The sequence below is a fragment of the Neorhizobium sp. P1_A6 genome (genome assembly GCF_056406795.1).
The window spans coordinates 1-26939 of the sequence record NZ_JBFTZM010000020.1; the positions used below are offsets into that span (position 1 = coordinate 1).

The 26939-nt window shown below is 62.4% G+C and carries 21 protein-coding genes, 1 tRNA gene, 1 pseudogene and 1 riboswitch; of the genes and pseudogenes, 8 read left to right on the forward strand and 15 right to left on the reverse strand.

Annotated features, from left to right (window positions below; translation table 11 throughout):
• Positions 1 to 154 precede the first annotated feature (154 nt).
• The 6 genes from AC1D3C_RS26560 to tesB all read right to left on the reverse strand — a co-directional run bounded on the left by AC1D3C_RS26560 (position 155) and on the right by tesB (position 7646).
• Positions 155 to 958: an exodeoxyribonuclease III gene (locus tag AC1D3C_RS26560; RefSeq protein ID WP_477484981.1), complete on the reverse strand. Its 804-nt coding sequence runs from the start codon at positions 956 to 958 to the stop codon at positions 155 to 157.
• Between the two features lie 110 nt (positions 959 to 1068).
• The gene (locus tag AC1D3C_RS26565) at positions 1069 to 1725 is read right to left on the reverse strand and encodes an outer membrane lipoprotein carrier protein LolA (protein ID WP_038546723.1); all 657 of its coding nucleotides are present in this window, start codon (positions 1723 to 1725) and stop codon (positions 1069 to 1071) included.
• Between the two features lie 75 nt (positions 1726 to 1800).
• Positions 1801 to 4500: an FtsK/SpoIIIE family DNA translocase gene (locus tag AC1D3C_RS26570; protein WP_477484982.1), complete on the reverse strand. Its 2700-nt coding sequence runs from the start codon at positions 4498 to 4500 to the stop codon at positions 1801 to 1803.
• Between the two features lie 242 nt (positions 4501 to 4742).
• The gene (locus tag AC1D3C_RS26575) at positions 4743 to 6170 is read right to left on the reverse strand and encodes an ammonium transporter (RefSeq protein ID WP_477484983.1); all 1428 of its coding nucleotides are present in this window, start codon (positions 6168 to 6170) and stop codon (positions 4743 to 4745) included.
• Positions 6171 to 6199: 29 nt separating this feature from the next.
• A complete protein-coding gene (locus AC1D3C_RS26580) occupies positions 6200 to 6538 on the reverse strand; it encodes a P-II family nitrogen regulator (protein WP_007773854.1) in 339 nt (112 codons plus the stop codon).
• A gap of 223 nt (positions 6539 to 6761) precedes the next feature.
• Entirely contained in the window at positions 6762 to 7646 is an 885-nt protein-coding gene (tesB, locus tag AC1D3C_RS26585; protein WP_477484984.1) for an acyl-CoA thioesterase II, read from the reverse strand.
• 84 nt (positions 7647 to 7730) lie between these two features.
• Between tesB and AC1D3C_RS26590 the strand changes: the two are divergent.
• A pseudogene (locus AC1D3C_RS26590) lies at positions 7731 to 8948 on the forward strand (ubiquinone biosynthesis hydroxylase); the annotation flags it as partial.
• A 209-nt stretch (positions 8949 to 9157) separates the two neighbouring features.
• On the opposite strand, the gene AC1D3C_RS26595 reads toward AC1D3C_RS26590, so the two are convergent.
• The 4 genes from AC1D3C_RS26595 to AC1D3C_RS26610 form a co-directional block, all read right to left on the reverse strand.
• Positions 9158 to 9346, reverse strand: a complete 189-nt coding sequence (locus AC1D3C_RS26595) for a Trm112 family protein (protein ID WP_038546737.1) — start codon at positions 9344 to 9346, stop codon at positions 9158 to 9160.
• Between the two features lie 11 nt (positions 9347 to 9357).
• On the reverse strand, positions 9358 to 10035 hold the full coding sequence (locus tag AC1D3C_RS26600) for an LON peptidase substrate-binding domain-containing protein (protein WP_477484985.1): 678 nt from the start codon (positions 10033 to 10035) through the stop codon (positions 9358 to 9360).
• Positions 10036 to 10185: 150 nt separating this feature from the next.
• Positions 10186 to 11160 carry a thioredoxin gene (trxA, locus tag AC1D3C_RS26605; protein WP_477484986.1) on the reverse strand — a complete coding sequence of 325 codons (975 nt, stop codon included), beginning with the start codon at positions 11158 to 11160 and terminating at the stop codon, positions 10186 to 10188.
• A gap of 58 nt (positions 11161 to 11218) precedes the next feature.
• Complete coding sequence (locus AC1D3C_RS26610; protein WP_477484987.1) at positions 11219 to 11728, reverse strand: prolyl-tRNA synthetase associated domain-containing protein; 510 nt, start codon at positions 11726 to 11728, stop codon at positions 11219 to 11221.
• 319 nt (positions 11729 to 12047) lie between these two features.
• On the opposite strand from AC1D3C_RS26610, the gene AC1D3C_RS26615 reads away from it, so the two are divergent.
• From AC1D3C_RS26615 to AC1D3C_RS26635, 5 genes are all read left to right on the forward strand, one after another.
• A complete protein-coding gene (locus AC1D3C_RS26615) occupies positions 12048 to 12506 on the forward strand; it encodes a (2Fe-2S)-binding protein (RefSeq protein ID WP_038590992.1) in 459 nt (152 codons plus the stop codon).
• A gap of 3 nt (positions 12507 to 12509) precedes the next feature.
• Complete coding sequence (locus AC1D3C_RS26620; RefSeq protein WP_477484988.1) at positions 12510 to 14663, forward strand: xanthine dehydrogenase family protein molybdopterin-binding subunit; 2154 nt, start codon at positions 12510 to 12512, stop codon at positions 14661 to 14663.
• Positions 14664 to 14676: 13 nt separating this feature from the next.
• Positions 14677 to 15330: an Isoquinoline 1-oxidoreductase subunit gene (locus AC1D3C_RS26625; RefSeq protein ID WP_247033927.1), complete on the forward strand. Its 654-nt coding sequence runs from the start codon at positions 14677 to 14679 to the stop codon at positions 15328 to 15330.
• Between the two features lie 193 nt (positions 15331 to 15523).
• Positions 15524 to 15598, forward strand: a tRNA-Gly gene (locus AC1D3C_RS26630).
• Positions 15599 to 15825: 227 nt separating this feature from the next.
• Positions 15826 to 17631: a PAS domain S-box protein gene (locus tag AC1D3C_RS26635; RefSeq protein ID WP_477484989.1), complete on the forward strand. Its 1806-nt coding sequence runs from the start codon at positions 15826 to 15828 to the stop codon at positions 17629 to 17631.
• Positions 17632 to 17687: 56 nt separating this feature from the next.
• On the opposite strand, the gene AC1D3C_RS26640 is transcribed toward AC1D3C_RS26635, so the two are convergent.
• The 5 genes from AC1D3C_RS26640 to AC1D3C_RS26660 form a co-directional block, all read right to left on the reverse strand.
• On the reverse strand, positions 17688 to 19814 hold the full coding sequence (locus tag AC1D3C_RS26640) for a methyl-accepting chemotaxis protein (protein ID WP_477484990.1): 2127 nt from the start codon (positions 19812 to 19814) through the stop codon (positions 17688 to 17690).
• A 288-nt stretch (positions 19815 to 20102) separates the two neighbouring features.
• On the reverse strand, positions 20103 to 21125 hold the full coding sequence (locus AC1D3C_RS26645; RefSeq protein WP_477484991.1) for an aldose epimerase family protein: 1023 nt from the start codon (positions 21123 to 21125) through the stop codon (positions 20103 to 20105).
• Between the two features lie 83 nt (positions 21126 to 21208).
• Entirely contained in the window at positions 21209 to 22390 is a 1182-nt protein-coding gene (locus tag AC1D3C_RS26650; protein WP_477484992.1) for a vWA domain-containing protein, read from the reverse strand.
• Positions 22391 to 22402: 12 nt separating this feature from the next.
• On the reverse strand, positions 22403 to 23323 hold the full coding sequence (gene metA, locus AC1D3C_RS26655; RefSeq protein WP_477484993.1) for a homoserine O-acetyltransferase MetA: 921 nt from the start codon (positions 23321 to 23323) through the stop codon (positions 22403 to 22405).
• A gap of 58 nt (positions 23324 to 23381) precedes the next feature.
• A riboswitch (SAM riboswitch) is annotated at positions 23382 to 23459 on the reverse strand.
• A gap of 53 nt (positions 23460 to 23512) precedes the next feature.
• The gene (locus tag AC1D3C_RS26660) at positions 23513 to 24352 is read right to left on the reverse strand and encodes an AAA family ATPase (protein WP_477484994.1); all 840 of its coding nucleotides are present in this window, start codon (positions 24350 to 24352) and stop codon (positions 23513 to 23515) included.
• Between the two features lie 94 nt (positions 24353 to 24446).
• Here AC1D3C_RS26660 and AC1D3C_RS26665 point away from each other — a divergent pair, with 94 nt between their 5' ends.
• The gene (locus AC1D3C_RS26665) at positions 24447 to 25103 is read left to right on the forward strand and encodes a thiamine diphosphokinase (protein WP_244447536.1); all 657 of its coding nucleotides are present in this window, start codon (positions 24447 to 24449) and stop codon (positions 25101 to 25103) included.
• A 3-nt stretch (positions 25104 to 25106) separates the two neighbouring features.
• Positions 25107 to 26927 carry an ABC-F family ATP-binding cassette domain-containing protein gene (locus AC1D3C_RS26670; RefSeq protein ID WP_477484995.1) on the forward strand — a complete coding sequence of 607 codons (1821 nt, stop codon included), beginning with the start codon at positions 25107 to 25109 and terminating at the stop codon, positions 26925 to 26927.
• Positions 26928 to 26939 lie beyond the last annotated feature (12 nt).

The window sequence follows — 26939 nt, forward strand, 5'->3', positions numbered from 1 at the left end:
CACCCGGCCTCCGCTTTGCTCGGCCACCCTCTCCCCGAGGGGAGAGGAAGAACAGCCGCGGCGCGGCACCTTCTCCCCAGCGGGGAGAAGGTGCCGGTAGGCGGATGAGGGGGCCACAGTCCCGCAGCATATCGCGACGGATAATCTACCTATCTCAGAACTTGAACACCGCCGTCACCGGGACGTGGTCCGAAGGCTGGTTCCAGCCGCGGGCTTCCTTCAGCACGTCGATGCGGTCGAGGAACGGCCCGAGGTCGGGCGAGGACCAGATATGGTCGAGCCGGCGGCCCTTGTTTGCCGCCTCCCAGTCCTTGGCACGGTAGCTCCACCACGTATAGATCTTCTCCGGCTCCGGCGTGTGCTGGCGCATCAGGTCGAGCCAGCCGCCCTTCGCGATGATCTCCTTCATGCCCTCGGTCTCGACAGGCGTGTGGCTGACGATCTTCAGGAGTTGCTTGTGTGACCAGACGTCGTGCTCCAGCGGCGCGATGTTGAGATCGCCGACGAGGATCGACGAGATGCCGGGCATGGCGTCCGCCTTCAGCGCCTTCATCTCCTCGATGAAATCGAGCTTGTGGCCGAATTTCGGGTTGATCGCCCGATCCGGCTCGTCGCCGCCGGCCGGCACGTAGAAATTATGCAGGCGGATGCGCCGCGAGCCGCGCTCGAAGATCGCCGAAATGTGCCGGGCATCGCCGACATTGCAGTAGTTCTGACGATGGTCTTCGAGGAGCGGCACCTTTGAGGCTATGGCAACGCCATGATAGCCTTTCTGGCCGTGGATGATGATGTGCTGGTAACCGAGGTCCTTCAGCGGCTGCAGCGGGAATTCCGGCTCCTGGCACTTGATTTCCTGCAGGCAGAGAATGTCCGGCTTGTGGCGGACGAGGAACTGCTGGACGATCGGCATGCGCAGCCGCACGGAGTTGATATTCCAGGTCGTGATCGAAAATGTCATGATATCCCTCGGGCTTCGCCCGCGAGCTTTAGGAAATTTTGCGATCCCTGAGAAGCGAAAAGGGCCGCGCAATGAAGCGCAGCCCCTTATTCAGTTCAGGCCTGCCGATGTCAGCCCTTGCGGACGTCCTCATAGGGGATGGTGAAGACCTTTTCGTCCAGGTTCACGCCGTTCTGGACGTTGTAGATCATCACCGACGTATCCTTGTTCTGGGCGTCGGTGATCGTCCATTGGCGCAGGTCGTAGGTCTTGGAATCGAACATCATGGTAATGGTCGAATCGCCGAAGACGGTCTTGTTGCCGAGTACGATGGTGGTCAGATCGGACTCTTCCTTGACGTCGCGGACCATCTGGTTGCCAAGGTCGATACGGCTCGCCAAAAGCAGGCTGAGCGGCGTCTTGGAAAGCGGATAGATATCCCAGGTCTTGAGCTTCATATTGCCGATGACGACGTTCTTGCCGTCAGCAATGACACGGATCGGCGACGGATCCTCGAAGTTGAAGCGCAGCTTGCCGGGTCGCTCGATAAAAAATTTGCCGCCGGTCTGCTCGCCGCGCGGGCCGAACTGCACGAATTCGCCCATCATGGTTTTGACCGACGAGAAGTGGTCGGCGATCTTCTGGGCCGCAGCACTGCCGGCGCTCTGGGCGAAGCCGAGGTTCGGAGCAAAGGCAGCCGCTGCCAGGCCCGCAAGCCCCAGCGAAAACTGCCGGCGGCCGAGCGCGCTGGAATTGATGTTTGAAAGGATGGTCTTTTCGTTCTTCATTCTGGTCTCCTTTCTTTATTCCTCCGCACCAAAGGCGGCGGCTTGATGGCCGCGCCCGTGGCGATCACGAAAGCCTTACCGTTCGAGGATGTCGCCCTCGGTCGGCACCAGGATTTCGCGTTTGCCGGCGTGGTTGGCCGGCCCGATCAGCCCTTCCTGCTCCATCCGCTCAATGAGCGAAGCGGCACGGTTGTAGCCGATGCCGAGACGGCGCTGGACATAGGACGTCGACGCCTTGCCGTCCCGCAGCACGATCGCCACCGCCTGATCATAGGGATCGTCCGACTCCGCGAGGTTGGACATGCCGGCCGGGCCGGAACCGTCGCCGTCTTCGTCGTCATCGGCCGTGATCGCATCGAGATATTGGGGGTGCCCTTGAGTTTTCAAGTAGGCGACGATGTCTTCGACCTCCGTATCGGAGACGAAGGGCCCGTGGACGCGCTGGATGCGGCCGCCACCGGCCATGTAGAGCATGTCGCCCATGCCGAGCAGCTGTTCGGCGCCCTGCTCGCCCAAAATGGTGCGGCTGTCGATCTTCGAGGTGACCTGGAAGGAAATGCGGGTCGGGAAGTTCGCCTTGATCGTGCCGGTAATGACGTCGACCGAAGGGCGCTGCGTCGCCATGATCACATGGATGCCGGCGGCACGCGCCATCTGCGCCAGGCGCTGCACGGCGCCTTCGATATCCTTGCCGGCGACCATCATCAGGTCGGCCATTTCGTCGATGATCACGACGATATAGGGGATTGGCTGGAGATCGAATTCTTCCGTCTCGTACATGGCTTCACCGGTATGGCGGTCGAAACCGGTCTGCACGGTGCGGGTCAGCACCTCGCCCTTCTCCATCGCCTGCTCAACGCGGCTGTTGAAGCCGTCGATGTTGCGCACACCGATCTTCGACATCTTCTTGTAGCGCTCTTCCATCTCGCGGACGGTCCACTTGAGCGCGACGACGGCCTTCTTCGGATCGGTCACGACAGGCGAGAGGAGATGCGGGATGCCGTCATAGACGGAGAGTTCGAGCATTTTCGGGTCGATCATGATCAGGCGGCACTTCTCTGGCGTATAGCGGTAGAGAAGCGACAGGATCATGGTGTTGATGGCGACCGATTTACCCGAACCGGTGGTGCCGGCGACGAGCAGATGCGGCATCTTGGCGAGGTCGGCGACGACGGGCTCGCCGCCGATCGTCTTGCCGAGCGCCATGGCGAGCTTCGCCTTGCTGTTTTCGAAATCCTTGCTGCCGATCATTTCGCGCAGGTAGACCGTCTCGCGGGTGCGGTTCGGCAGTTCGATACCGATCGCATTACGGCCGGGAACGACAGCGACGCGGGCAGCGATCGCGCTCATCGAACGGGCAATATCGTCCGCAAGGCCGATGACGCGCGACGACTTGATGCCCGGTGCAGGCTCGAGTTCGTAAAGCGTGACGACCGGGCCGGGGCGGACATGGATGATCTCGCCCTTGACGCCGAAATCTTCGAGAACGCCTTCGAGCAATCGGGCATTCTGTTCCAACGCGTCGGCGGACAGCGAGGCGTCGCGGGCAACGGCCTTCGGTTCGCTAAGGAGGTGCACGGATGGAAGCTGGAACCCGTCAGGCGCGATGAACGAGCCTTGGGCCTCGCGGGCGACACGAGCGCTCGGTCTCGGCGGCGTGGCCGAGGGCGCGACGCGCTGTTGGACGCGGACGCCATTGACGGTCTGCGGTGCGCGCGAGGCGACGAACGGCGCATCATCGTCCTCGTCGTCGTCGGCCAGGATGCCCGCGGGGCGCGGCGGCATGTCGTCCCGGTCGAACGGCGGGTCGTAATCGTCGTCTTCGTCATGGCTGGAAATCGGCGGAGCGGCCACCACCCGCCGAGGCGAGGTGAGCCGCTCGGCGGGACCATCGAGCGAGGGCTCCATGCGACGGCCCGGGACCACGGATGCCGATCTCGCACGGACCGGCTCGTTCAGCGTCCCGAATTCGTCCTCGTTGAAATCGTAGGGCTGGTCAAATTCCATCCGGCGGCGCGGCTTGATGCCGGCCAGACGGCGTAACCGCGCCTGGGCGATATACCAGTAGTGAGCAAGAGCGCCGAACGCCAGGAAACCGGCAAACCGGTCCTCGTCGTCCTCTTCCTCGATCTCCTCGCGCTTGGAGCGGGTCTTGGCGGYGGCAACAGGCTGATCGTCATCCTCGGCGTCGTCCTCGAAGGCTTCGCCGACCAGGCCCGACGCAAACAGCATCAGCCAGGCGCAGGGGACGGTGAAGATGCAGCCGAGGACGACCRCCACGGTACCGGTCGGATAGGCGCCGACGAACAATGCCGGGAACCGCAGGATCATATCGCCGATGACGCCGCCGATGCCGTTCGGGATCGGCCAGGTGAGCGGTGCGGGAAAGCAGCCCAATGTCGCAGAGGCCAGCAGCGTGCCGCCGCCCCAGGCCGCAAGGCGCGCCGGAACGCGGTCGTATTTACGCCCGGCGATCAAAGCCAGGGCGAAGGCGAGCACCGGCAGCAGGGCGACGAGGCTTGCAAGTCCAAGGAACTGCATCATCAGGTCAGCGAAGGCAGCCCCCGGGAAGCCCAGGAGATTGGTCGGCGCATTGTCGGTCGCATAGGAGAAGCTCGGGTCGGCGACGTTCCAGGTTGCCAGTGCCGCAACCGCCAGCGCCAGCGCGAAGAATATCCCGAAACCGGCGAGCGCCAGCGCCTGGCGCCACACGAACGCGGTGAGCACCAGGCGGGTGGACCGGTTTGCCATAGCCGCTGAACTGCTTCTGCCCATCGTGTCTGCCCGCCGTCCTTGAACGCAACTACAAGCGCGAATCGGCAACCTGAGAGCTGATTCACGCAATTCCAGCGGATAATAGCGCGATGGTGGTTAATGCCCCTTTAACCACAACGGGCCTGGCGAAGGCTGAAAACATGAATAAAAAGCCCGGGTCGAAACCCGGGCCAATGCAGTTTTAACAAAAACCACGATGCAACGTGCTGCGGCAGCGGTCACCCGCCGCCACGAGCCGTAGATCAGGACGCGTGATACGCCGCTTCGCCGTGGGTCGCGAGGTCGAGACCTTCGCGTTCGGCTTCGACGGTGACGCGCAGGCCGACGATCAGGTCGACGACCTTGTAGAGGATCGCCGAACCGATGCCCGACCACAGGAGGGTGGTCAGGACGCCCTTGAACTGTGCCCAGACCTGGGTCGCGGTGCCGGAATAGGAGGCAGCGAAGTCGGCCGTCGAATAGTCGACGATGCCTGCACCGCCGAGTGCCGGGTTGACGAGGATACCGGTGCCGATGGCGCCGAGGATGCCGCCGACGCAATGGACGCCGAAGACATCGAGCGAGTCGTCGTAGTTGAACTTGTTCTTCACCACGTCGACGAAGAAGTAGCAGACCGGCGAAACGATGAGACCGAGAACGATCGAGCCCATCGGGCCGGCAAAACCGGCAGCCGGGGTGACGGCGACGAGACCGGCAACAGCGCCCGAGGCAGCACCCAGCATGGAGGCCTTGCCGCGGGAGAAGGTTTCGACCAGGCACCACGAGACGGCGGCGGCAGCCGTCGCGACGAAGGTGTTGATCATCGCGAGCGATGCGTAGGCGTTGGCTTCGAGGTTGGAGCCGGCGTTAAAGCCGAACCAGCCGACCCAGAGGAGCGAAGCGCCGACCATGGTAAGGGTCATGGAGTGCGGAGCCATGATGTCCTTCTTGTAGCCGGTGCGCTTGCCGAGCATGATCGCGCCGACGAGGCCCGCGATACCGGCATTGATGTGCACGACGGTGCCGCCGGCGAAATCGATCGCTCCATAGGAGAAGATCAGGCCGGACGGATCCGCATAGGCGCTCGGGCCGCCCCAGAACCAGACCATGTGCGCCATCGGGAAATAGATGAACGTGACCCACAGGATGACGAAGAGCATGACGGCCGAGAACTTGATGCGCTCGGCAAAGGCGCCGACGATCAGGGCCGGCGTGATGCAGGCAAACGTCATCTGGAAGCAGACGAAGGTCAGTTCCGGAATGGCGACGCCCTTGGTGAAGGTTTCGGCAAGCGACGACGTGGTGACGCCGGCAAGGAACATCTTGGAGAAGCCGCCGACGAAGCTGTTCAGCGAACCGCCGTTGGTGAAGGCGAGCGAATAGCCGTAGGTGACCCAGATGATCATCACGACGGCCGTGATCATGAAGACCTGCATCAGCACGGACAGCATGTTCTTGGCGCGGACGAGACCACCGTAGAAGAGCGCGAGGCCCGGAATGGTCATCAGCAGGACGAGAATGGTCGAGATGAGCATCCAGGTGTTGTCACCCTTGTCCATCGTCATGGCCGGAGCAGCGGCGGCAGCAGCAGCCGGTGCGGCGGCCGTCTGCGCAAAAGCGACGGCGGGCGCAAGAAGCGCCGCGGCGGCGGCACTCACGCGTCCCAGAGTGGAAATCCTGTTAAATTGCATAGCTAAAAAACTCCCCTGTCAACCGTGCTTCAAAGCGCTTCTGTGTTGGTTTCGCCGGTACGGATGCGCACGGCCTGCTCGATCGAATAGACGAAGATCTTGCCATCGCCGATCTGGCCGGTCTTGGCGGCCGAAGCGATCGCATCCACGGCCTTTTCGACGAGGTCGGAGGGGACTGCGATTTCGATCTTCAGTTTTGGCAGAAAACTTACGGCATATTCGGTACCGCGATAGATTTCGGTATGTCCCTTTTGGCGTCCGTAACCTTTGACTTCGGTTACGGTCAGGCCCTGGATACCGACAGCCGTGAGGGCTTCGCGCACCTCATCCAGCTTGAACGGCTTGATAATGGCCATCACGATTTTCATCTGGCTTTCCCATCCTTTGTTTGTCCTCGGCCAAGGCCGACTCTCCTCATCGACGTCAGATCATGACAGCGACTGGCCAGATACATTCAAGGGGCGTGCCAGTTTCGAGACACCGTATAAGTTATTGAAATGTAAAGAACTAAACAGCCGGTCTCAAAAAACGGGCATTTGGATGGCGCAATCACGTCCAAAACTTGTGCAAATTTGAAAAATTGCACAAGTATTAATCATTTGCCTTTTTCCGAATCAATCCTTCCTGAGCGACCGAGGCGATCAGTGTGCCAGAACGGGTGTAAATGCTGCCGCGGGTCATTCCGCGGGCGCCGGAGGCGCTGGGACTGTCCTGCGTGTAGAGGAGCCAGTCGTCAAATGTGACGGGCCGATGAAACCACATCGCATGGTCGAGGCTCGCCGCCTGAAGCGTCGGATCGAAGATCGACGTGCCGTGCGGATAGAGCGATGCGTCGAGCAGCGTCATGTCGGAGAGATAGGCAAGCACGGCGGCCTGATAGTGACGGTCGGACGGCACCTGCCCGACGGTGCGAACCCAGATGTCCTGCCGCGGTTCGAGCTTGTCCCTGGTGAGATAGTGCACGAGCGAGGTCGGGCGCACTTCGATCGGCCGCTCCCGGCTCCAGTAGCGACGCACATTCTCCGGCGCCTTTTTGAGGAAGAGTTCCTTGAACTCCTTCTCCCCCATCAGATCTTCCGGCTGCGTCACCGAAGGCATGTCGATCTGGTGATCATAACCGCCCTCCTCCACCTGGAAGGAGGCGGACATGGCAAAGATCGCCTTGCCGTGCTGCACTGCCACCGCCCGGCGGGTGGTGAAGCTTGACCCGTCGCGGATACGCTCCACTTGATAGAGGATCGGAACGGAAGGATCGCCGGGGCGCATGAAATAGGCATGCAGCGAATGCACGAAACGATCGGCCGCGACGGTCCGCTGGGTGGCCATCAGGGCCTGGGCGATCACTTGTCCGCCGAACACCCGCTGCCACCCGACATCGGGACTGGTGCCGCGATAGATGTTCTCCTCGAGCTTTTCGAGGTCGAGAGTCGCGATCAGCTGTTCCATGGCGGAGGGGGATTCGGTCTGGCGCGACATTATGACGAACTCCGGCGATAGGAAGCGGCTGTCGGATGATCTATATCCACCACATGATATTCTCAAGTCTCACGGGAGTTTAGGCAAATGCTGGACATGCTGGTTGTAGGAGGCGGTTATGTGGGTCTCGCCGCCGCTGTCGCGGTCAAGCAGGCAGCGCCGCATCTGCAGGTCGAGGTGATTGAGGCGGCTCCTTCCGGCGTCTGGGAAAAGGACGAGCGCGCCTCCGCCATCATCGCCGCCGCAACCCGCATGCTGGACGTCATCGGCGTCTGGAACGAGATTGCCGTGGACGCTCAGCCGATCAACCGGATGGTTGTCACCGACAGCCGCACGTCCGATCCGGTGCGCCCGGTCTTCCTCACCTTCGACGGCGAAATCGAGGAAGGCAGGCCGTTCGCCCATATGGTGCCGAACGTCGCCATGGTGCGGGCACTGCGCGGCGCCGCCGAACGCCTCGGGATTGCCATCCGCCACGGACTTTCCGCCACCGGCTTCCAGTCCGGCAGCACCCGTTGCACGGTCTCGCTCTCCGACGGTTCGGTCGTCGAGACCCGTCTCCTGGTTGCCTGCGACGGCGTGCGCTCGAAACTGCGCGACATGGCCGGCATCAAGACCGTCACCTGGGATTACGGCCAGTCGGGTATCGTCGCGACGGTTGCTCACGAGCGGCCGCATGAAGGTGTGGCGGAAGAACATTTCCTGCCGTCCGGCCCGTTTGCCATCCTGCCGCTCACCAACAACCGCTCCTCGCTCGTCTGGACGGAGCGCACGACTGAGGCCAATCGACTGGTTGCCTCCGACGACCTGGTGTTCGAGGAGGAACTGCAGCGCCGCTTCGGCCACAAGCTCGGCGAACTGACGGTGGTCGGCGACAAACGCGCCTTCCCGCTCGGCCTGACCCTCGCCCGCGCCTTCGTGGCGCCGCGCATCGCCCTTGCCGGCGATGCGGCGCACGGTATTCACCCGATTTCCGGCCAGGGCCTCAATCTCGGCTTCAAGGACGTCGCGGCGCTCGCCGAAACGGTGGTTGAAGCCGATCGCCTCGGCCTCGATATCGGCGCACTCAACGTGCTGGAGCGTTACCAGTCCTGGCGGCGTTTCGACACGTTCCGCATGGGTGTGACGACCGACGTGCTGAACCGGCTGTTCTCCAACGACATCACCCCGATCCGCATCGCCCGCGACTTCGGGTTGGGCATTGTCGAACGACTGCCGAAGCTGAAAAGCTTCTTCATCGACCAGGCGGCGGGCAAGAGCGGCGGGGACGGCCCGAAACTGCTGGCGGGCGAGGCGATCTAAGCACGCGCCCACAGCCCCTCATCCCGCTGCCGCGACGTTCTCCCCGCAAGCGGGGCGAAGGGGTTATGCCGCGCCGGCCTCCTCAAGGAACGATCTTAAGCGGCTTGTGGCGACGTCGGAAACAGAGCGGGAAGTTCGCCGCGTTCCTCCTTCGCCCCGCAAGCGGGGAGAAGGTGCCGGCAGGCGGATGAGGGGCAACAGCCAGCCTGTTAGTCCTCGATCTTGCGGGCTTCGGAGATCAGCATGATCGGAATACCGTCACGGATCGGGTAGGCGAGCTGCGCCTTCTGGGAGATGAGCTCGTTGGTCTCTCGGTTGAAGGACAGCCGGCTCTTGGAGAGCGGGCAGACGAGCAGGTCGAGCAGTTTGGGATCGACCTTGCTGAGTTTCTCGTCCATGGACTTGGGCCTTACTGGAGCATGGTGTCGGAATCGCCAAAATCCCGCGCCAGCAGGATTTCCGTGATCGCGATCAGCGTTTCGGCGCGGGTCCGCAGGTCCGGCGCTTCGAGGAGAGCCTGTTTCTCCGCAGGTCCGAAGGGCGACATCATCGACAGGGAGTTGACGAGCGTGCGGTTGCCGGCGCGCTCGACGCTTTCCCAATCCGCCTCCAGCTTGTTGGCGTCGAGATAGGCGCGGAAGACGCGCAACAGTTCGGCGCGGTCGACCGTGCTCTCATCGTCCTCGGTGGAGAGGTCCGTCATCATCGGGGCGATCTTGAAGGTGCGATAGGGATGGCCGTGGCCCACCTCTTCGATGAGCCGGAACCGGCAGATGCCGCTGATCGAGGTGATGTACCGGCCATCGCCGGTTTCGGCAAACGATGTGATGCGGCCGATGCAGCCGACCGTCGAGAGCGGCGCGCGCGGGCCTTCGGCGGCCTCGCCGGATTCGAGCAGCGACGGCTGTACGATACCGATCAGCCGGTTACCTGCAAGCGCCGCATCGAACATGGCAAGATAACGCGGCTCGAAGATGTTGAGCGGCAGCTGTCCGCCCGGCAGAAGCAATGCGCCGGTAAGAGGAAAGACAGGAACCGTCTCCGGCAGATCCTCGCGCTTCAGATATCTCGCATTTCCCACATGCATGGGTCCGACACCTCCCAGACGACCACCGGCTCAGACCAAAGATTCGCTGATTGAAGTAATGTGGGGCACCCACCGGAGAACGCAAGGCCAATCCTTGAGGATCGGCCTTGCTTGCGAACACAGGCCCGTGTTCACGAAAACGGGCCCTATCTACGAAAACAGAATGGAGGAGAGGCGGCGGCGGGCGGCGATCGTCGCCGGATCCTTCGGTCCCCAGACATCAAAGAACGCCAGGAGCTGGCGGCGGGCACCGTCGTCGTCGAACGTGCGATCCTTGCGCATGATCGTCAGCAGGTGCTCGGCGGCCTTGTCCCGTTCGCCCTGAACGTTGAGGATCTTGGCAAGCTTCAGGCGGGCGTCGTGGTCGTCCGGATTGGCATCGAGTTGGCGCTCGAGAGCCACGGGATCGCCAAGCTTGCGGGCTTCATCGATCTGCTCGAGCTTCTTGGCGACCGCCTGGATCGCCGGATCCTTGGCAAGCTCTTCCGGAAGGGAGGCGAGCATCTGGCTGGCGCGAGCCGTCTCGCCCATGGCGATCAGGCACTGCATCATTCCGGCGGCGGCCTTGGCATTTTCCGGATCGGCCTGCAGGACGGCGCCGTAAAGCTGGGCCGCGTCTTGGATATCGCCGGCGACCAGGAAGGCCTCCGCTTCGGCGAGCGCCCCTTCGATCTCGGCCGCATCTTCTGCGCCGGGAGGTCCGGCAAGCTTGTCGATGAACTGGCGCACCTGGCTTTCCGGCACCGCGCCCATGAAACCGTCGACCGGACGACCATCGACAAAGGCGATGACCGCCGGGATCGACTGGATACCGAGCTGACCGGGGATCGACGGATGATCGTCGATATTCATCTTGACGAGCTTGACCCGACCCTGGCCTTCGTTGACGACCTTTTCGAGTACCGGCGTCAGCTGCTTGCAGGGACCGCACCACGGCGCCCAGAAATCGACGAGAACCGGCTGGCGGCGCGATTCTTCCAGAACATCCTTGGTGAACCCGGCCGTGCTCGTATCGGACACGTAACTCCCTGCAGGCGCCGACGTGGCGGGTGCCGCGCCAAAACTCGCCGAGGCGGTCATCTGTCCGCCGTAAGAACCGCCATAGGGGTTATTGCTGCCGCTCATGAATGTTCTCCCGGGAACGCTTTCGCATCTTTGCCATATAGGCTGCAAAGATCGTATGTCAGTCTGTCACTTTCAAGACAAGCGGCGGATGGCCGGTCGCTTCCAGAAAACGGATGAGATCGTCGCGCCCGATCGACGTGGTGGCATCGTTCGACAGCGGATGGCCGTTGATGATGTCGTGCTTCATCAGGTCTTCGTCGAGCACGAAGGTGACATTGCGTCCCGTATCGTTGAAGGCACCGAACACCGTCACCGAACCGGGAACCACGCCGAGATATTCCTGAAGCATTTCGGGCCTGCCGAAGGAGACGCGGCCCGACGCTCCGATCACCTTGTGCACGGTCTTCAGGTCGACCGTCGCGCGTTCCTCGACCGTCAGGACGAAATACTGGTCCTTCTTGTCCTTCACGAACAGGTTCTTGGTGTGGCCGCCGGGGATCTCGTCACGCAGGCTTTCAGACTCGGCAACCGTGAAGACCGGCGGGTGCGTCTTGGTCGAATGCGCAATGTTCAGGCTGTCGAGGAAACGGAAAAGATCCTCGGCGGTTTTCGGCTCTGTCTCGGTCATGCGGATGGATTGGCTCTGTTGGCGGGCGGTTGAGACGCAACCATAACCACAATGTTGCCCTCGGCCAAGGGAAGCGCACACGATCTCGTGAAGCGCTTGACCCAGAATGATGGGCGACCATTTAAACAGACATGGAGAACCGGCCTCCGACTATTCGGTCGGCGGCCTGTAGCCAATTGATAAATAATAACTACTCCAGTTAACTCAAGTTTATTCCGCGCGGCTTTTCGCGCCTCTCGATACCGGCCCCGGCCAATAACTGCCGCTCAATCTCCAGTGCCGGCGCAGCGCCCGGCTTCTTAACGGAAAGGTCTGCCTGATGGTCACCTTCACGCTCAACGGACAGGAAAGAACGTTCGACGGCGACCCCGACACTCCGCTTCTCTGGGTCATCCGCGATTTCGAAAAGCTCACCGGCACCAAATACGGCTGCGGCGTCGCCCAGTGCGGCGCCTGCACGGTGCATCTCGATGGCACGCCGCGACGCTCCTGCGTAACCCCGATCTCGACGATCGAGGGCTCGGAGGTTGTCACGATCGAAGGCGTTTCCGGCACGGAAGCCGATGCGGTCAAGACCGCCTGGACCGGCCTCGACGTGCCGCAATGCGGCTACTGTCAGTCCGGACAGATCATGTCGGCCGTGGCCCTGCTGCAAATGGTGCCGAAGCCGACGGATGCCGATATCGACGGCGCTATGGCCGGAAATATCTGTCGATGCGCCACCTACCATCGCATCCGCGCGGCGATCCACAATGCCGCCAATTCGATGGAGGGCTGAGCCATGACCATCCAGGACGTCAACACCACTCGCCGCGGTTTTCTCGCCGGCTCGGGTCTCGTCATCGGCGTCGCCATCGCGCCAAAGATGCTCTCCGCCGCGCCGACCGGCGTGCATGCCGGCGGCGACCCGGCGCTGGCCCCGATGAATGCCTTCGTCAAGATCGGCACCGACGACACGGTGACGGTACTCGCCAAGCACATCGAATTCGGCCAGGGCCCGTTCACCGGTCTCGCGACGCTGGTCGCCGAAGAACTCGATGCCGACTGGAGCCAGATGCGCGCCGTCCACTCGCCGACCGACAACAAGGTCTATGCCAACCTGATGTTCGGCCTGCAGGGAACCGGCGGTTCGAGCTCCATCGCCAATTCCTATGAGCAGATGCGCAAAGCAGGCGCCACGGCGCGGGCGATGCTGGTCGCGGCAGCAGCCGAAGACTGGAAGGTCCCGGCCTCCGAAATCACCGTCCAGAAGGGCCGCATCAAACACGCCGCCTCCGGCAAGGAAAGCGGTTTCGGCGCTTTCGCCGAAAAGGCGGCCCGCCTGACACCGCCCGCAGAGCCGAAACTCAAGGACCCCAAGGATTTCGTGCTGATCGGCACCGAACTGCCGAAACTCGACACCCATGGCAAGACCAACGGCACCGCGATCTTCACGCTCGACATCACGCCTGACAACCTGCTGATCGCCGTCGTTGCCCACCCGGAACATTTCGGTGCGACGGTGAAGAGCTTCAACGATGCCGAAGCCCGCCAGGTGCAGGGTGTGATCGACGTGAAGCAGGTGCCGTCGGGCATCGCCGTTTATGCGGACAACACGTTCGCGGCGCTCAAGGGCCGCGATGCGCTGAGCATCGAATGGGATCTCTCAAAGGCCGAGACCCGCTCCTCGGAAGACCTTTCCGCCGATTACCGGAAACTCTTCGGCGAAAAGGGTCTGGAGGCGGCCAACAATGGCAATGTCGACGACGCTTTCAAGGGCTCCGGCCTGCAGACGGTGGAAGCCGAGATCGTCTTCCCCTTCCTGGCCCATGCGCCGATGGAGCCGCTCGACGCCGTCTTCATCAAGGCGGATGACGGATCGGTCGATATCTATAACGGCGCGCAGTTCCCGGGCATGGATCAGTCGGTCGCCGCCAAGATCCTCGGGCTCGACGAAACGAAGGTCAGGGTGAACACCCAGCTCGCCGGCGGCAGCTTCGGCCGCAAGGCGCAGTTCGGCTCGCCCTACATACAGGAAGCGGCAGCCGTCTATGCCGCAACCGATCGCAGCCGTCCCTTGAAGCACATGTGGACCCGCGAGGACGACATCCGTGGCGGTTATTACCGCCCGATGTATGCCCACAAAATGCGCGGCGCCATCAATGCGCAGGGCCAGATCACCGCCTGGGAACAGGTGATCGTCGGCCAGTCGATCATGGGCAAGGCCGATCTCGACGAGACCTCGGTCGAAGGCGCCTCCAACCTGCCCTACACGATCCCGAACCTGAAGGTCAGCGCCCACAACGTCCAGCTCGCCATCCCGCCGCTCTGGTGGCGGTCGGTCGGCCACACCCATACGGGCTTTGCGGTCGAGACCTTCGTGGACGAGCTGTTCCAGAAGATCGGCAAGGATCCGGTCGAGGGGCGACTTGCGCTGCTTGGCGAAAAGCCACGCCATGCGGGCGTGCTGAAGAAGGCTGCCGAAATGGCGAACTGGGGCTCGCCTCTGCCGGAAGGCCGCGCCCGCGGCGTTGCGGTGGTCGAAAGCTTCAACACCTTCGTCGGCCAGATCGTCGAAGTTTCGGTCGGCCCGGAAGGCGCACCGCGTGTCCACAAGGTCTGGTGTGCGGTCGATTGCGGCGTCGCCGTCAATCCGAACGTCATTAAGGCGCAGATGGAAGGCGGCATCGGCTACGGCCTCGGCGCAGTCCTCTTCGATGCGGTGACGCTCGCCAAGGGCGGCAAGATCGTGCAGTCGAACTTCCACGACTACCGGTCGATCCGCATCAACGAGATGCCGGACGTGGCCGTCGAGATCATCAAGTCGAGTGAAAAGCCGAGCGGCGTCGGCGAACCCGGCGTGCCGCCCGTCGGCCCGGCGGTTGCCAACGCCTGGAGGCGCCTGACCGGCGCGCCGGTCCGGCAGCTGCCTATCGTCAACATCGTTTCGGCCTGAGGATCAAACCCCGATGAATTGGAAACTCGCTATCACCGGCGTCGCGACACTCTGTCTTTTCGTGGGCGCCGGCACGCTTCTGTCGCCCGCCTCTGTCGCCCAGGACGCCAAGATCGACGCCAAGACGCTGAAGCCCGCCGCTTCCTTCCAGTCGATCGCCAACGAGCGGGAACGCTCCGTGGCGCTCTTCCAGGAGGCGGGCAAGGTCATCCAGCACCCGCGCTGCGTCAACTGTCACCCGGCGACCGACCGGCCGCTGCAGGGCGTCAACATGCACCCGCACCAGCCGCCGGTCTTCCGTGGCGACGGCGGGATGGGCCTGCCCGGCATGCAGTGCACCACCTGCCACAGCGCGGAAAACACCCCGGTTGTCGGCCAGGCCGATACGATCAAGAGCATACCGGGCAATCCCGCCTGGCATCTGGCGCCGATCGAGATGGCCTGGGTCGGCAAGTCGCTCGCCCAGATCTGCCAGCAGATCAAGGACCCGGCCCGCAACGGCGGCAAGACCATGGACCAGATCGTCGAGCACATGGCGCATGACGAACTGGTCGGCTGGGGCTGGAAGCCGGGTGCCGGACGCGAACCGGTGCCGGGCACCCAGGCCCAGTTCGGCGAGCTGATCAGCGCCTGGGTGAAGTCCGGAGCGGCCTGCCCGGCGTCTTGAGAATGAAGCGGCCGCCGGTTCCGGCCGGAACCGGCGGTTTGCAAGGGCTTTGACGGGATCGCAATTTTTCTTGGCGCCAATCGTCATTTCCCTGTTGCATTTGAAAAAGGACTGGGCCATATAGCGCCCGTCGCCGGCAACGAGCCACGACGCCACGGTCAAGCTTTACTACCACGGACCGATGGATTGATGAGCGGGTGTAGCTCAGTGGTAGAGCACAACCTTGCCAAGGTTGGGGTCGAGGGTTCGAATCCCTTCGCCCGCTCCAAATTCCCCTTTTTTGAGACTATACTCTATCAGCCCGGCCACAGGGCCAAGACGCTCGACAGCGACGCCCCGATTGCAGACGCAAAGCGGGCGCTTCCCCTCCATTACCCTTTCCCCATGAATTTAATGATTCCCGCATGTTCACCGAATGCGCGAGATGGCATATTGGTTGCAACCGCCCATGCGATCGCACCAGTGATTCGGTGGTTGAACTGGAGATGTGCCGTCATGGAATCTCGCCCACACCACCAGAAACTGAGCCAGAAAACCGCCGTTGAAACCATGCAACGGCTTGAGGGCATCGTCGCCTCTGCCATGGACGGGATCATCACCATCGATGACGAGCAACGGGTCATCCTGTTCAATCCGGCCGCAGAGCGCATGTTCGGCCTGCCGGCCAACGAGGCACTTGGTCAGCACATCTCCCGTTTCATGCCGGAACGCCATCGCCCGACCCATGCGGCGCACATTCATCGTTTCACCGAAACCGGCGTGACCACCCGCCAGATGGGATCACTCGGTGCGATCAGCGGCTTGCGCGCGGACGGCCAGGAATTTCCGATCGAGGCGTCGATCTCGCAGGTCGAGATCGGCGGCGAGCGCCTGGCCACCGTCATCCTGCGCGACATCACCGAGCGAAAGGCCGCGGAGGATGCCCTGCTGGAAAGCCGGCGACGCATGGAAGGGATTGTGGAATCGGCGATGGACGCGCTGATCACCGTCGACGGGGGTCAGCGGATCGTGCTGTTCAACCCGGCCGCCGAGCGCATGTTCGGCGTCGCCGGCAAAGATGCGATCGGCTCGCCGATCGAACGTTTCATCCCCGAACGGTTTCGGCATGGACATGGCGAACATATCCGCCTCTTCAAGGAGACCGGCGTTACCAACCGCCGGATGGGCGCATTGGGGGCGATCAGCGGCCTGCGCGCCAATGGCGAGGAATTCCCCGTCGAGGCGTCGATTTCGCAGGTCCAGATTGGCGATGGAAAGCTGGCAACGGTCATCTTGCGCGACATTACCGAACGCAAGGCCAACGAGGATTCCCGCCAGCTATTGGCCCGCGAGGTCGATCACCGGGCCAAGAACGCCCTGGCTGTGGTGCAGGCCCTGGTCTCCCTGACCCGTGCCGAAACCAAGGAGGCTTTCATCGTTGCAGTCCGGGGCCGCGTTTCCGCGCTGAGCCGCGCCCATTCGTTACTCGCCCAGAACCGGTGGGAGGGCGGAGATCTCGCAGCGGTCCTCACCGAGGAAACCCGGGCCTATCAAAGCGTCAGCCAGTTGATGATCGGCGGGCCTTCAGTCACACTCACCCCCAATACCGTGCAGCCGGTCAGCCTCCTCATTCACGAGCTTGCCACAAATGCCGTCAAATACGGGGCATTGTCGGTCGCAGAAGGCCGGGTCGATGTCTCCTGGCGCATCCTGCCGTCTTTCGAACTGGAGCTCCGCTGGACCGAGACCGGCGGACCGGCGGTGCAGAAGCCGGAATCCAGGGGCTTCGGCTCAACCTTGGTGATGGAAGTCGCCACCCGTCAATTGGCGGGCGAACTTGACATCAGCTGGCCGCCAACCGGTATGTGCCTGGTCGCGACGCTGCCCCGATCCGTCTATCGGCCCGACATTTCGGCCGGCTCGGTTCCCGGCGAGGAGGTTGCGCCCAAGTCGTCGGAGGCCGGTTCGGCGGGGCGGATACTTGTCGTCGAGGACGAGACGCTTATCGCCATGGAGCTCTGCAGCGAGCTTGAATCGCGCGGCTGGGAAGTCGTCGGACCAGCGGCAACTACCGATGAAGCCATGCGCCTGGTCGGCGCCTCGCAACTTCCCGACGTCGCCGTCCTCGATGTCAATCTCGGGGGAAACCCCGTCTATCCGTTCGCGGAATGGCTGCAGACCCATGGCGTGCCCTTCCTGTTCTGCACCGGATACGAGCAGCTTGACGATCACCACGGCTTCAAAAACCGGACGACCATCCGAAAACCAGTGAACATGACGCTGCTGGAAGGTGAACTGCGCCGCATCCGTCAACCGATGTGACCGGAAAACGCCGCCGGCTTTTGGGCCAGCGGCGGCGTCAATTCGGAAAAGCCCGATCAGGCCGCACGCGAGCGATAACCGCCGGAAGCATAAGTCTGGGAGGATGCACCGCCATTCGTCTTGAAGCGCGCCATCATGTCGGCGAGGCTGTCGGTTTCCTGCGTCAGGCTCTGGGCAGCGGCGGTGGTTTCTTCCACCATCGCGGCGTTCTGCTGGGTCACCTTGTCCATCTGGTCGGCGGAGGCCGCCACTTCGCGCAGGCTCATCGCCTGTTCGCTGGTGCTCGAGCTGATCGTGTTGACGAAGGTGCTCATCTGCGCGACTTCGCCGACGATGTCGTCAAGCGATTTGCCGGAAGCGGTGACGAGCTCGACGCCCTGCTTGACCTGCGCGGACGATGTCGAGATCAGCGTCTTGATCTCCTTGGCGGCATCGGCCGAACGCTGGGCGAGCCCGCGGACTTCCTGGGCGACGACTGCGAACCCGCGACCGGCCTCGCCGGCGCGGGCGGCTTCGACCCCTGCGTTGAGGGCGAGAAGGTTGGTCTGGAAGGCGATGTCGTCAATCACGCCGATGATCCGGCTGATCTGCTCGGCCGAGCCTTCGATGGCAGCCATGGCGGCGACCGCACTGGCGACGATCTCGCCGCCGCGCTGGGCCTTCTGCTGCGCAAGCGATGCGACACCCTGGGCGCGGCTTGCGCCGCTGGCGCTGTCGTTGACGGCCGAGGTCACCTGGCCGAGAGCAGCAACCGTCTCTTCAAGGCTTGCAGCCTGCTGTTCCGTGCGCTTGGCGAGATCGTTGGAGGCGATCGAGATTTCTTGCAGACCAGCGCGGATCGTGCCGACGGCGCCGACGACCGAGCCGATAGCCTCTTCGAGATTGCCGACCGAGCTGTTGAATTTGGCGCGGATCGGCTCGAATTCCACTGCGACGGCACCGTCCATGCGGACCGTCAGATCGCCGCCGGCAAGCCGGTTGAAGCCTTCCTCGATCGCATGGACGAAGGTGCGCAGATCCTCGCCCTTGGCACTGTCGATCGCCGACTGGCGCTGGCGCTGATGTTCCTGCGCCTCGCGGGCCTCCGATGCCTGTTGCTCCAGCCGGACATTCTCCTCGGCGGATGCCTTGAAGACCTGGACGGCACGCGCCATGGCGCCGATCTCGTCCTGGCGCTCCTGGCCTTCCACCTTGGCACCGAGATTGCCGCCGGCAAGCTTCGTCATTGTCACGGTCAGGCGACGGACGGTGCCCCCGAGCGAGCGGGCAAAGATCAGGAAGCCGATCAGCGACAGGATCGAAACGACGACGGTGCCAAGTGCGGTCATCCACAGCGCCGTCTCGCTGGCCGTGACCAGCGGCGTGATATCGGAGGCGATTTCGAGAACGCCAACCTTGGTGCCTGAGAAGTCGAGGAGCGGCACCGCCTCGACGGCATAATGCTTGCCGCCGATATCGGCATAACGCCGCACCGAGCCCTTGTCATAGGCCTCCTGAAGCTCAGCGCCGCTCAGGATCGGATTGCCGCCATAGGTGGACGCCTGCTTGTCAAATTTGTCGGCGCCCTTGGTGTAGAGCGTGACATAAGCGTTCGCCTTCTTGGTCAGACGGGAGAAATAGGCATCGACGAGCTTCAGCCCGACATCCACCACACCGACGACCTTGCCGTCCGTGACGACCGGAGCGGTCGCAAACAGGCTGACGGCGGTGCGGCCGGTCTCGATGCCGACCACCAGTTTCTTGTCGCTGAGCGAGGTCGCCACCATCTTGCGGCGCGCCTTGATATTGTCGCCAAAAACGTCCGGATCGTGCACGCGGGCAACCGCATCGGCCGCTGCGGAGCTGAAGGTGATCATTTCAAGCCCACTCGCGTCCTTGACGCTCTTCAGGCTGGCGAAGCGGGAGAGCAGGCCCTGCCGATCGTTGGCGAGAATGAGCGGGGAGGTTTCCGGCAGGGAGGCGATCGTCAGCGCCAGCGCGGAGGCCGCACGCCCCTGGGCGGCCATGTCGTCCTGGATGGCCGCGAGATCGTTATCAAGCTCCGTCTGCAGCGCCTGCTCGGTCATGCTCGACTGGCGTTCCCATGCGAGCCCGCCGATTACCACGCTCGCGAAAAGCACCGCTGCAAAACCGAAGAAGGTAAGCCGTGTCGACAATGGCTTCCTGATGCTGATCTCGTTCATATGTCCCTCGAATTGTGCTCTGCAAAAGCAGAGGGCAGCCGCCCGGCGGGCGGCAATGCCAATCCTGAAGAAAACTATGTCGAAATCGGTTGAAATTTAACTAATGTCAAAATCCCATTGCGTTCCACAATGTAAAACGCGAAGCGGTAACTTTGCTTCGGCGTGCGCCGCGGTAGAGTTACAACTGAACTTGTCGATTTTACAAGGACACCGAAGCAAGTCCGGCTGAATGCCGGGAATTATTTGGACATGGGGGCGCGAGCTGGGCTCAAGCGCCGCCCACTGTTGTCATTGCTTTGAAAAGACATAGTCCGTTTCCTGCAGCAACACCTCGCCCGGCCGCAGCACCGCATTCGGGAAGTTGGCGTGGTTGATGGCATCCGGCCAGACCTGGGTTTCCAGGCAGAACCCGGCAAAAGCCCCATATCGGCGGCCGTCGAGGCCCGGCACCGGGATCTGCGATAGCTTGAAGGCGGCATAAAGCTGCACGCCCGGCTCGGTGGTGCGAACCTCCAGCGACACGCCGGAATGGATGCTGCGCGCCAAAGCCACCGCACGCTTGGCGGTTCGCTCCGGCGACAGGCAGAAGTTATGATCGAACAGGACCTGAGCCTCGCCGTCGAACCGCTTCATCGGCCCCATATCGCGCAGGTCGAAAGGCGTGCCCGCGACGGGCATCAATTCGCCGGTCGGCACCTGATTGTCGTCAAAGACGAGCACATGGTCGGCTGCGATCATGATGTCATGGCCGAGCGCGTCCTCGTGGCCGTCAAGGTTGAAATAGGTATGCTGGCAGATATTGGCGAGCGTCGGCTGATCCGTAGTGGATTGGTAGACGACGGAAAGAACGCCGTCACTTTTGAGTTGGTAGGTCGCGGTGATGGTGCAGTTTCCCGGATAACCGGCACGGCCGTCGGGATCGGTGATCCGCAGCACCACCTTGTCGGCAGTATGCTCGACGATCGTCCAGTTGCTGCGGCCGATGCCGTCCGAGCCGCCATGGAGGTGGGTGACGCCCCGTTCGTTCAGTTCCAGCTGATATTGCTTCCCATCCAGCGTGAAACGGCCACCGCCGATACGGTTGGACGAACGGCCGGGCGTCGCGCCGAAATATGGGGAATGGTTCAGGTAATCCTCAAACCGCTCGAAACCGAGCACAAGCGGCGGCTGATGGCCGTCGAGCCTGAGGTCCTGGATCACCGCACCCCAGGTGATGACGTTAGCAGTGAGCCCGCCGCCGGAGATCCGGACACGATAGACGGTTTCGCCCTTTTCCGTGGTGCCGAAAACTTCGAAATTCTGGTCCGCCATGAGATTGCTCCTCCACCGATATGTTTGCGGCAACCTGCGCGATTTGGCGGCGGCCCGCAACGCCGCGGAGAAGAAAAAAGGCTCTAACGCGTGAGCGCGCGCGTCGCCTGTTCCAATCCGCCAAGCGTCAGCGAGAACATGCGCTCGGTCATCAGCTGCCGCATGACGCCGATCGAGGTCGTATGGCTCCAATGATCCTGCGGCACCGGATTGAGCCAGACGCAGCGGCGGAAATGCTCGGTGACGCGCCTTATCCAGGCCTCTCCCGGCTCCTGGTTCCAGTGCTCCACGGAACCGCCCGTGTGGGTAATCTCGTAAGGGCTCATCGAAGCATCGCCGACGAAGATCACCTTGTAGTCGGCGCCGTAGCTGCGGATCAGGTCGAGCGTCGGCGTTCGCTCCGACCGGCGGCCGTTCTCCTTCCACACGCCTTCATAGAGGCAGTTGTGGAAGTAGAAATGCTCCATATGCTTGAACTCGGTGCGGGCCGCCGAGAACAGTTCTTCGACCACCCGGATATGGTCGTCCATCGAGCCTCCGACATCGAAGAACATCAGCAGCTTCACCGCGTTGCGCCGTTCCGGCCGGGTCTGGACGTCAAGATAGCCATGCTCGGCAGTAGAGCGGATCGTGCCCGGCAGGTCGAATTCCTCGACCGCCCCTTCCCGCACCCAGCGGCGCAGCCGTTTCAGAGCTAGCTTGATGTTGCGGGTGCCGAGTTCCACCTTGTCGTCGAAATCGGCAAACTCCCGCTTGTCCCACACTTTTACCGCCCGGCGGTGGCGGGACTGGTCCTGGCCGATCCGCACGCCTTCCGGATTATAGCCATAAGCGCCGAAAGGTGACGTGCCGCCGGWGCCGATCCATTTCGAGCCGCCCTGATGCCGACCCTTCTGCTCCTCAAGCCGCTGGCGCAGGGTGTCCATCAGCTTCTCGAACCCGCCGAGCGACTCGACGAGCTTCTTCTCTTCGTCGGTCAGATGCTTTTCGGTGAGTTTGCGCAGCCATTCTTCGGGAATGCTGGCGACATCCAGGCCAGGCTCCCCGGAGACCATTTCCAGCCCGCGAAAATAGGACGAAAAGACCCGGTCGAACTTGTCGATATGCCGCTCGTCCTTCACCAGCGCCGTGCGGGCGAGGAAATAGAAGGCCTCCACATCGAAATCCGCGATCCCTTCCTCCATGCCTTCCAAAAGGTCAAGGAACTCCCGGAGTGTCACCGGGATCTTCGCTTCTTTGAGGTGAAGGAAGAAGGGAATGAACATCGCGTCGAAAACCTATTCGGTACCGATCTTCTCCGGATCATAGGGGGTGGTCTGGTAGATCTCGTTGATCCAGTTGCCGAACAGAAGATGTGCATGGCTGCGCCAACGGTTCAAGGGCGTCAGCGTGTCGTCGTTATGCGGGAAGTAGTTATGCGGCATCTTGATCGGTACGCCGGCATTGACGTCCCGGAAATATTCGTCCGCCAGCGAGGTGGAGTCGTATTCCACATGGTTGAACATATAGAGCCGCTTGCCGGCCTTCTCGTGCACCAGGCAGATACCCATTTCCTCGGATTCCATCAGGATTTCGAGGTTGGGGGTCTTCTCGATGTCGGCGCGGCGGACTTCCGTCCAGCGCGACACCGGCACTTGGAAATCGTCTGAAAATCCGTTGAGATAGATCGAGGACGGCACGAGATTGCGGTGGCGATAGACGCCGAACGCCTTTTCCTTGAGCTCGTATTTCGGCACGCCATGGAAATGATAGATCGCCGCCATCGCGCCCCAGCAGACATTCATGGTCGAATGCACGTTGGTCGCGGTCCAGTCGAGGATTTGCCTCATCTCGTCCCAATAGGTGACGTCCTCGAAAGGAAGCGTCTCGATCGGCGCGCCGGTGATGATGAAACCGTCGAACTTGCGGTGCTTCACCTCTTCCCAGGTCTCGTAGAAGGACAGGAGGTGATCTTCCGACGTGTTCTTGGCCTTGTGGCCGCCGACGCGGATCAGCGAGAATTCGACTTGCAGCGGCGAGGCGCCGACGAGGCGCGCCATCTGCAGCTCGGTCTTGATCTTGTTCGGCATGAGGTTGAGCAGCCCGATCTGCAGCGGACGAATGTCCTGCCGCACCGCCATGGTTTCGGTCATCACCCGGACGCCCTCGGAAACGAGGGTGCTATATGCGGGCAGCGTATCGGGAATCTTGATCGGCATGTCTCAACCCAGCAAAAATAAAACCGGCGGCAAGATAAATCGCGACCGGTCCGTGGGAAGACATCTTCTCGCGGCCCTTTAGCGACTTTTTTAACGTGGCTGCAAGCCGGCCGGCCAAATCACCACGAATTCTCGGGAGTTCAAATACGCCTTGCTACGACCGGCGTCAATGGGAGCATAATCTTCCGCTCAGCGCTCCCGCCGCGCCATGAAGGCCAGCCGCTCGAAGAGATGCACGTCCCGCTCGTTCTTGAGGAGAGCGCCATGCAGCTTCGGCAGCGCGTTCTTGACGTCGCCGCGCAGGTCCGACGGATCGACATCGTCGGAGACCAGCAACCTGATCCAGTCGAGCGCTTCGGAGGTCGAGGGCTTCTTCTTCAGCCCCGGCATCTCGCGGATTTCGTAGAATTGGGTGAGCGCATTGCGCACCAGCGTCTGCTTAATGCCGGGATAATGGACCTCGACGATGCGGGCGAGCGTATCCACGTCCGGGAAGCGGATATAGTGGAAGAAACAGCGGCGCAGGAAGGCGTCCGGCAGTTCCTTTTCGTTGTTGGAGGTGATGATGACGATCGGCCGGACCTTGGCGCGCACCATTTCACCGGTCTCGTAGACATGGAATTCCATGCGGTCGAGTTCCTGCAGCAGGTCGTTCGGGAACTCGATGTCGGCCTTGTCGATCTCGTCGATCAATAGGACGAGCTTCCTGTCGGCGGCAAAGGCCTGCCATAGCTTGCCGCGGCGGATGTAGTTGGCCACGTCGTGGACGCGTTCGTCGCCGAGCTGGCTGTCGCGCAGCCGCGAGACAGCGTCGTATTCGTAGAGCCCCTGCTGGGCCTTGGTGGTGGACTTGATGTTCCACTCGATCAGATCGAGCCCGAGGGCCGCGGCCACCTGCCGCGCAAGCTCTGTCTTGCCGGTGCCGGGCTCGCCTTTCACCAGCAGCGGACGTTCGAGCCGGATCGCGGCGTTGACCGCCACCATCAGATCCTTGTCGGCAATATAGTCCGCTGTACCCTGAAACTGCATCTCGTGATCCTGATCGGTGAACGCGCCGCAAACTAAAAGCTCGCCCGAGGCGGTGCAACAGCTTTCCCTTTCCACCGGCTTTGCGCTATGGGCAATGCGCATGACCCATTCGACCTTCACCATTCTGCTCGGCGGCAACTTGCGCGTCACCGATCGCCTGCGGGAGACGATCGCCGGCAGCCGCTTCATTGCGGCCGATAGCGGCATGCGCCATGCGTCAGCACTCGGCGTGAAGCCTGAACTCTGGGTCGGCGATTTCGATTCCTCGGATGCCGCGCTGATCGCGCAGTTCCCGCAGGTCGCGCGGCAGGCCTTTCCGCCGGCCAAGAACGAGACGGACGGCGAGATCGCGACGGCCGAAGCCATCGAACGCGGCGCGACAAGGCTGATCTTGGCCGGCGCGCTCGGCGGCGAGCGCAGCGACCACGCGCTTCAGCATCTCTTTCACGCCATGAGCCTGGCCGAACGCGACCTCGACATCCTGCTGACGTCGGGTGACGAGGAGGCCGTGCCGCTGCTGCCGGGCACAAGGACACTGGATCTGCCGAAGGGTTCGCTGTTTTCGGTCATCGGTTTTTCCGACCTTGAAGGGCTCGATATCATCGGCGCACGTTATCCGCTCGACAACTTCTCACTCCCCTTCGGCTCCTCGCGCACCGTCTCGAACGTTGCAGAAGGCCGGGTGGAATTCCATTTGAGGAAAGGCAGGGCGATGATCCTTGCCCGCCCCCACGACTTTACAGGAGCCTGACTGTTGGCGCCCCCAATTCTGAAACTTGACGATATTTTCCTGAGCTTCGGCGGCGCGCCGCTTCTCGCCGGCGCCGGCATGCAGGTGGAGCCGGGCGACCGCATCTGCCTCGTCGGCCGCAACGGTTCCGGCAAGTCGACGCTGATGAAGATCGCCGCCGGCATGGTCGAGCCCCAGTCGGGCGAGGTGTTCCGCCATCCCTCCTCGACCATCCGTTATCTCGAACAGGCGCCGGATTTCGCCGATTATTCGACGGTGCAGGCCTATGCCGAAGCGGGCCTCGGCCCGGGCGACGATCCCTATCGCGTCACCTACCTGCTCGAACATCTGGGCCTCACCGGCCAGGAACACCCGAACACGCTCTCCGGCGGAGAATCCCGACGCGCAGCGCTTGCCCGGGTCATGGCGCCCGAGCCGGACATCCTGATGCTCGACGAGCCCACCAACCACCTTGACCTGCCGACTATCGAATGGCTGGAAGAGGAGTTGCGCAAGACGAGAAGCGCGCTCGTGGTGATCTCGCATGACCGTCGTTTCCTCGAAAAGGTCTCGAACGCCACGGTCTGGCTCGACCGCGGTACATCACAACGTCTCAACCGCGGTTTCGGCGAATTCGAAGCCTGGCGCGACGAGGTATTGGAGGCGGAAGAGCTGGAGCAGCACAAGCTCGGCAAGGCGATCGAGCGCGAGGAACACTGGCTGCGCTACGGCGTCACCGCCCGCCGCAAGCGCAACATGCGCCGCCTCGGCGAGTTGCAGACGATGCGCGGCAATTACCGTGGCCATAAAGGACCGCAGGGCACGGTGCAGGCGAGCGTCAGCGAGGGCCGCGAATCCGGCAAGCTGGTCATCGAGGCCGAAAACATCACCAAAAGCTACGACCGGCCGATCGTCGCGCCGTTCTCGATCCGCGTGCATCGCGGCGACTGCATCGGTCTCGTCGGCCCGAACGGCGCCGGCAAGACGACGCTGCTGAAGATGCTGACCGGCCAGCTGGCGCCCGACACCGGCACCGTCAAGCTCGGCACCAACCTGGAAATCGCCACGCTCGACCAGAAGCGCGAGGACCTGGACCCCGAGGACACGCTGTCCCATTATCTGACGGATGGACGCGGCGAGACGCTGTTGGTCAACGGCGAGCAGCGGCATGTCGCAGGCTATATGAAGGACTTCCTGTTCCAGCCGGAGCAGATCAGGACACCGATCAAGAACCTCTCCGGTGGCGAGCGCGCCCGGCTGATGCTGGCCCGCATCATGGCCCGGCCATCGAACCTGTTGATCTTGGACGAACCGACCAACGACCTCGACATCGAGACGCTGGACCTGCTGCAGGAAATCGTCGCCGGCTATACCGGCACCGTCATCCTCGTGAGCCACGACCGCGACTTCCTCGACCGCACCGTAACCTCGACCATCGCCCCCGCAAATCCGGACGCACCGGACGGCCGCTGGATCGAATATGCCGGCGGCTACACGGATATGCTGGCGCAGCGGAAGGGTGCGTTGGAGGAAAGGCGCCGCACGGAAAAAGCTGACAGGGCAAAAACCGATACCGCGGCTTCGGTTTCCGGCACGTCCAAGGGCAAAGGCAAACTTTCCTTCAAGCAGAAATTCGCGCTCGAGAACCTGCCTAAGGAAATGGCGAAGGCCGAGGCCGAGATCGCCGCCCGCGAGAAGAAAATGGCCGATCCCAACCTCTTCACCAAGGATCCCGCCGCCTTCAACAAGTTGGCTGCGGAGATGGAAAAGTTGCGCCAAAGCATCAGCAAAATGGAAGAAGAATGGCTGGAACTCGAAATGCTGCGTGAGGAAATTGAAGGCTGATTTGCGATTTAT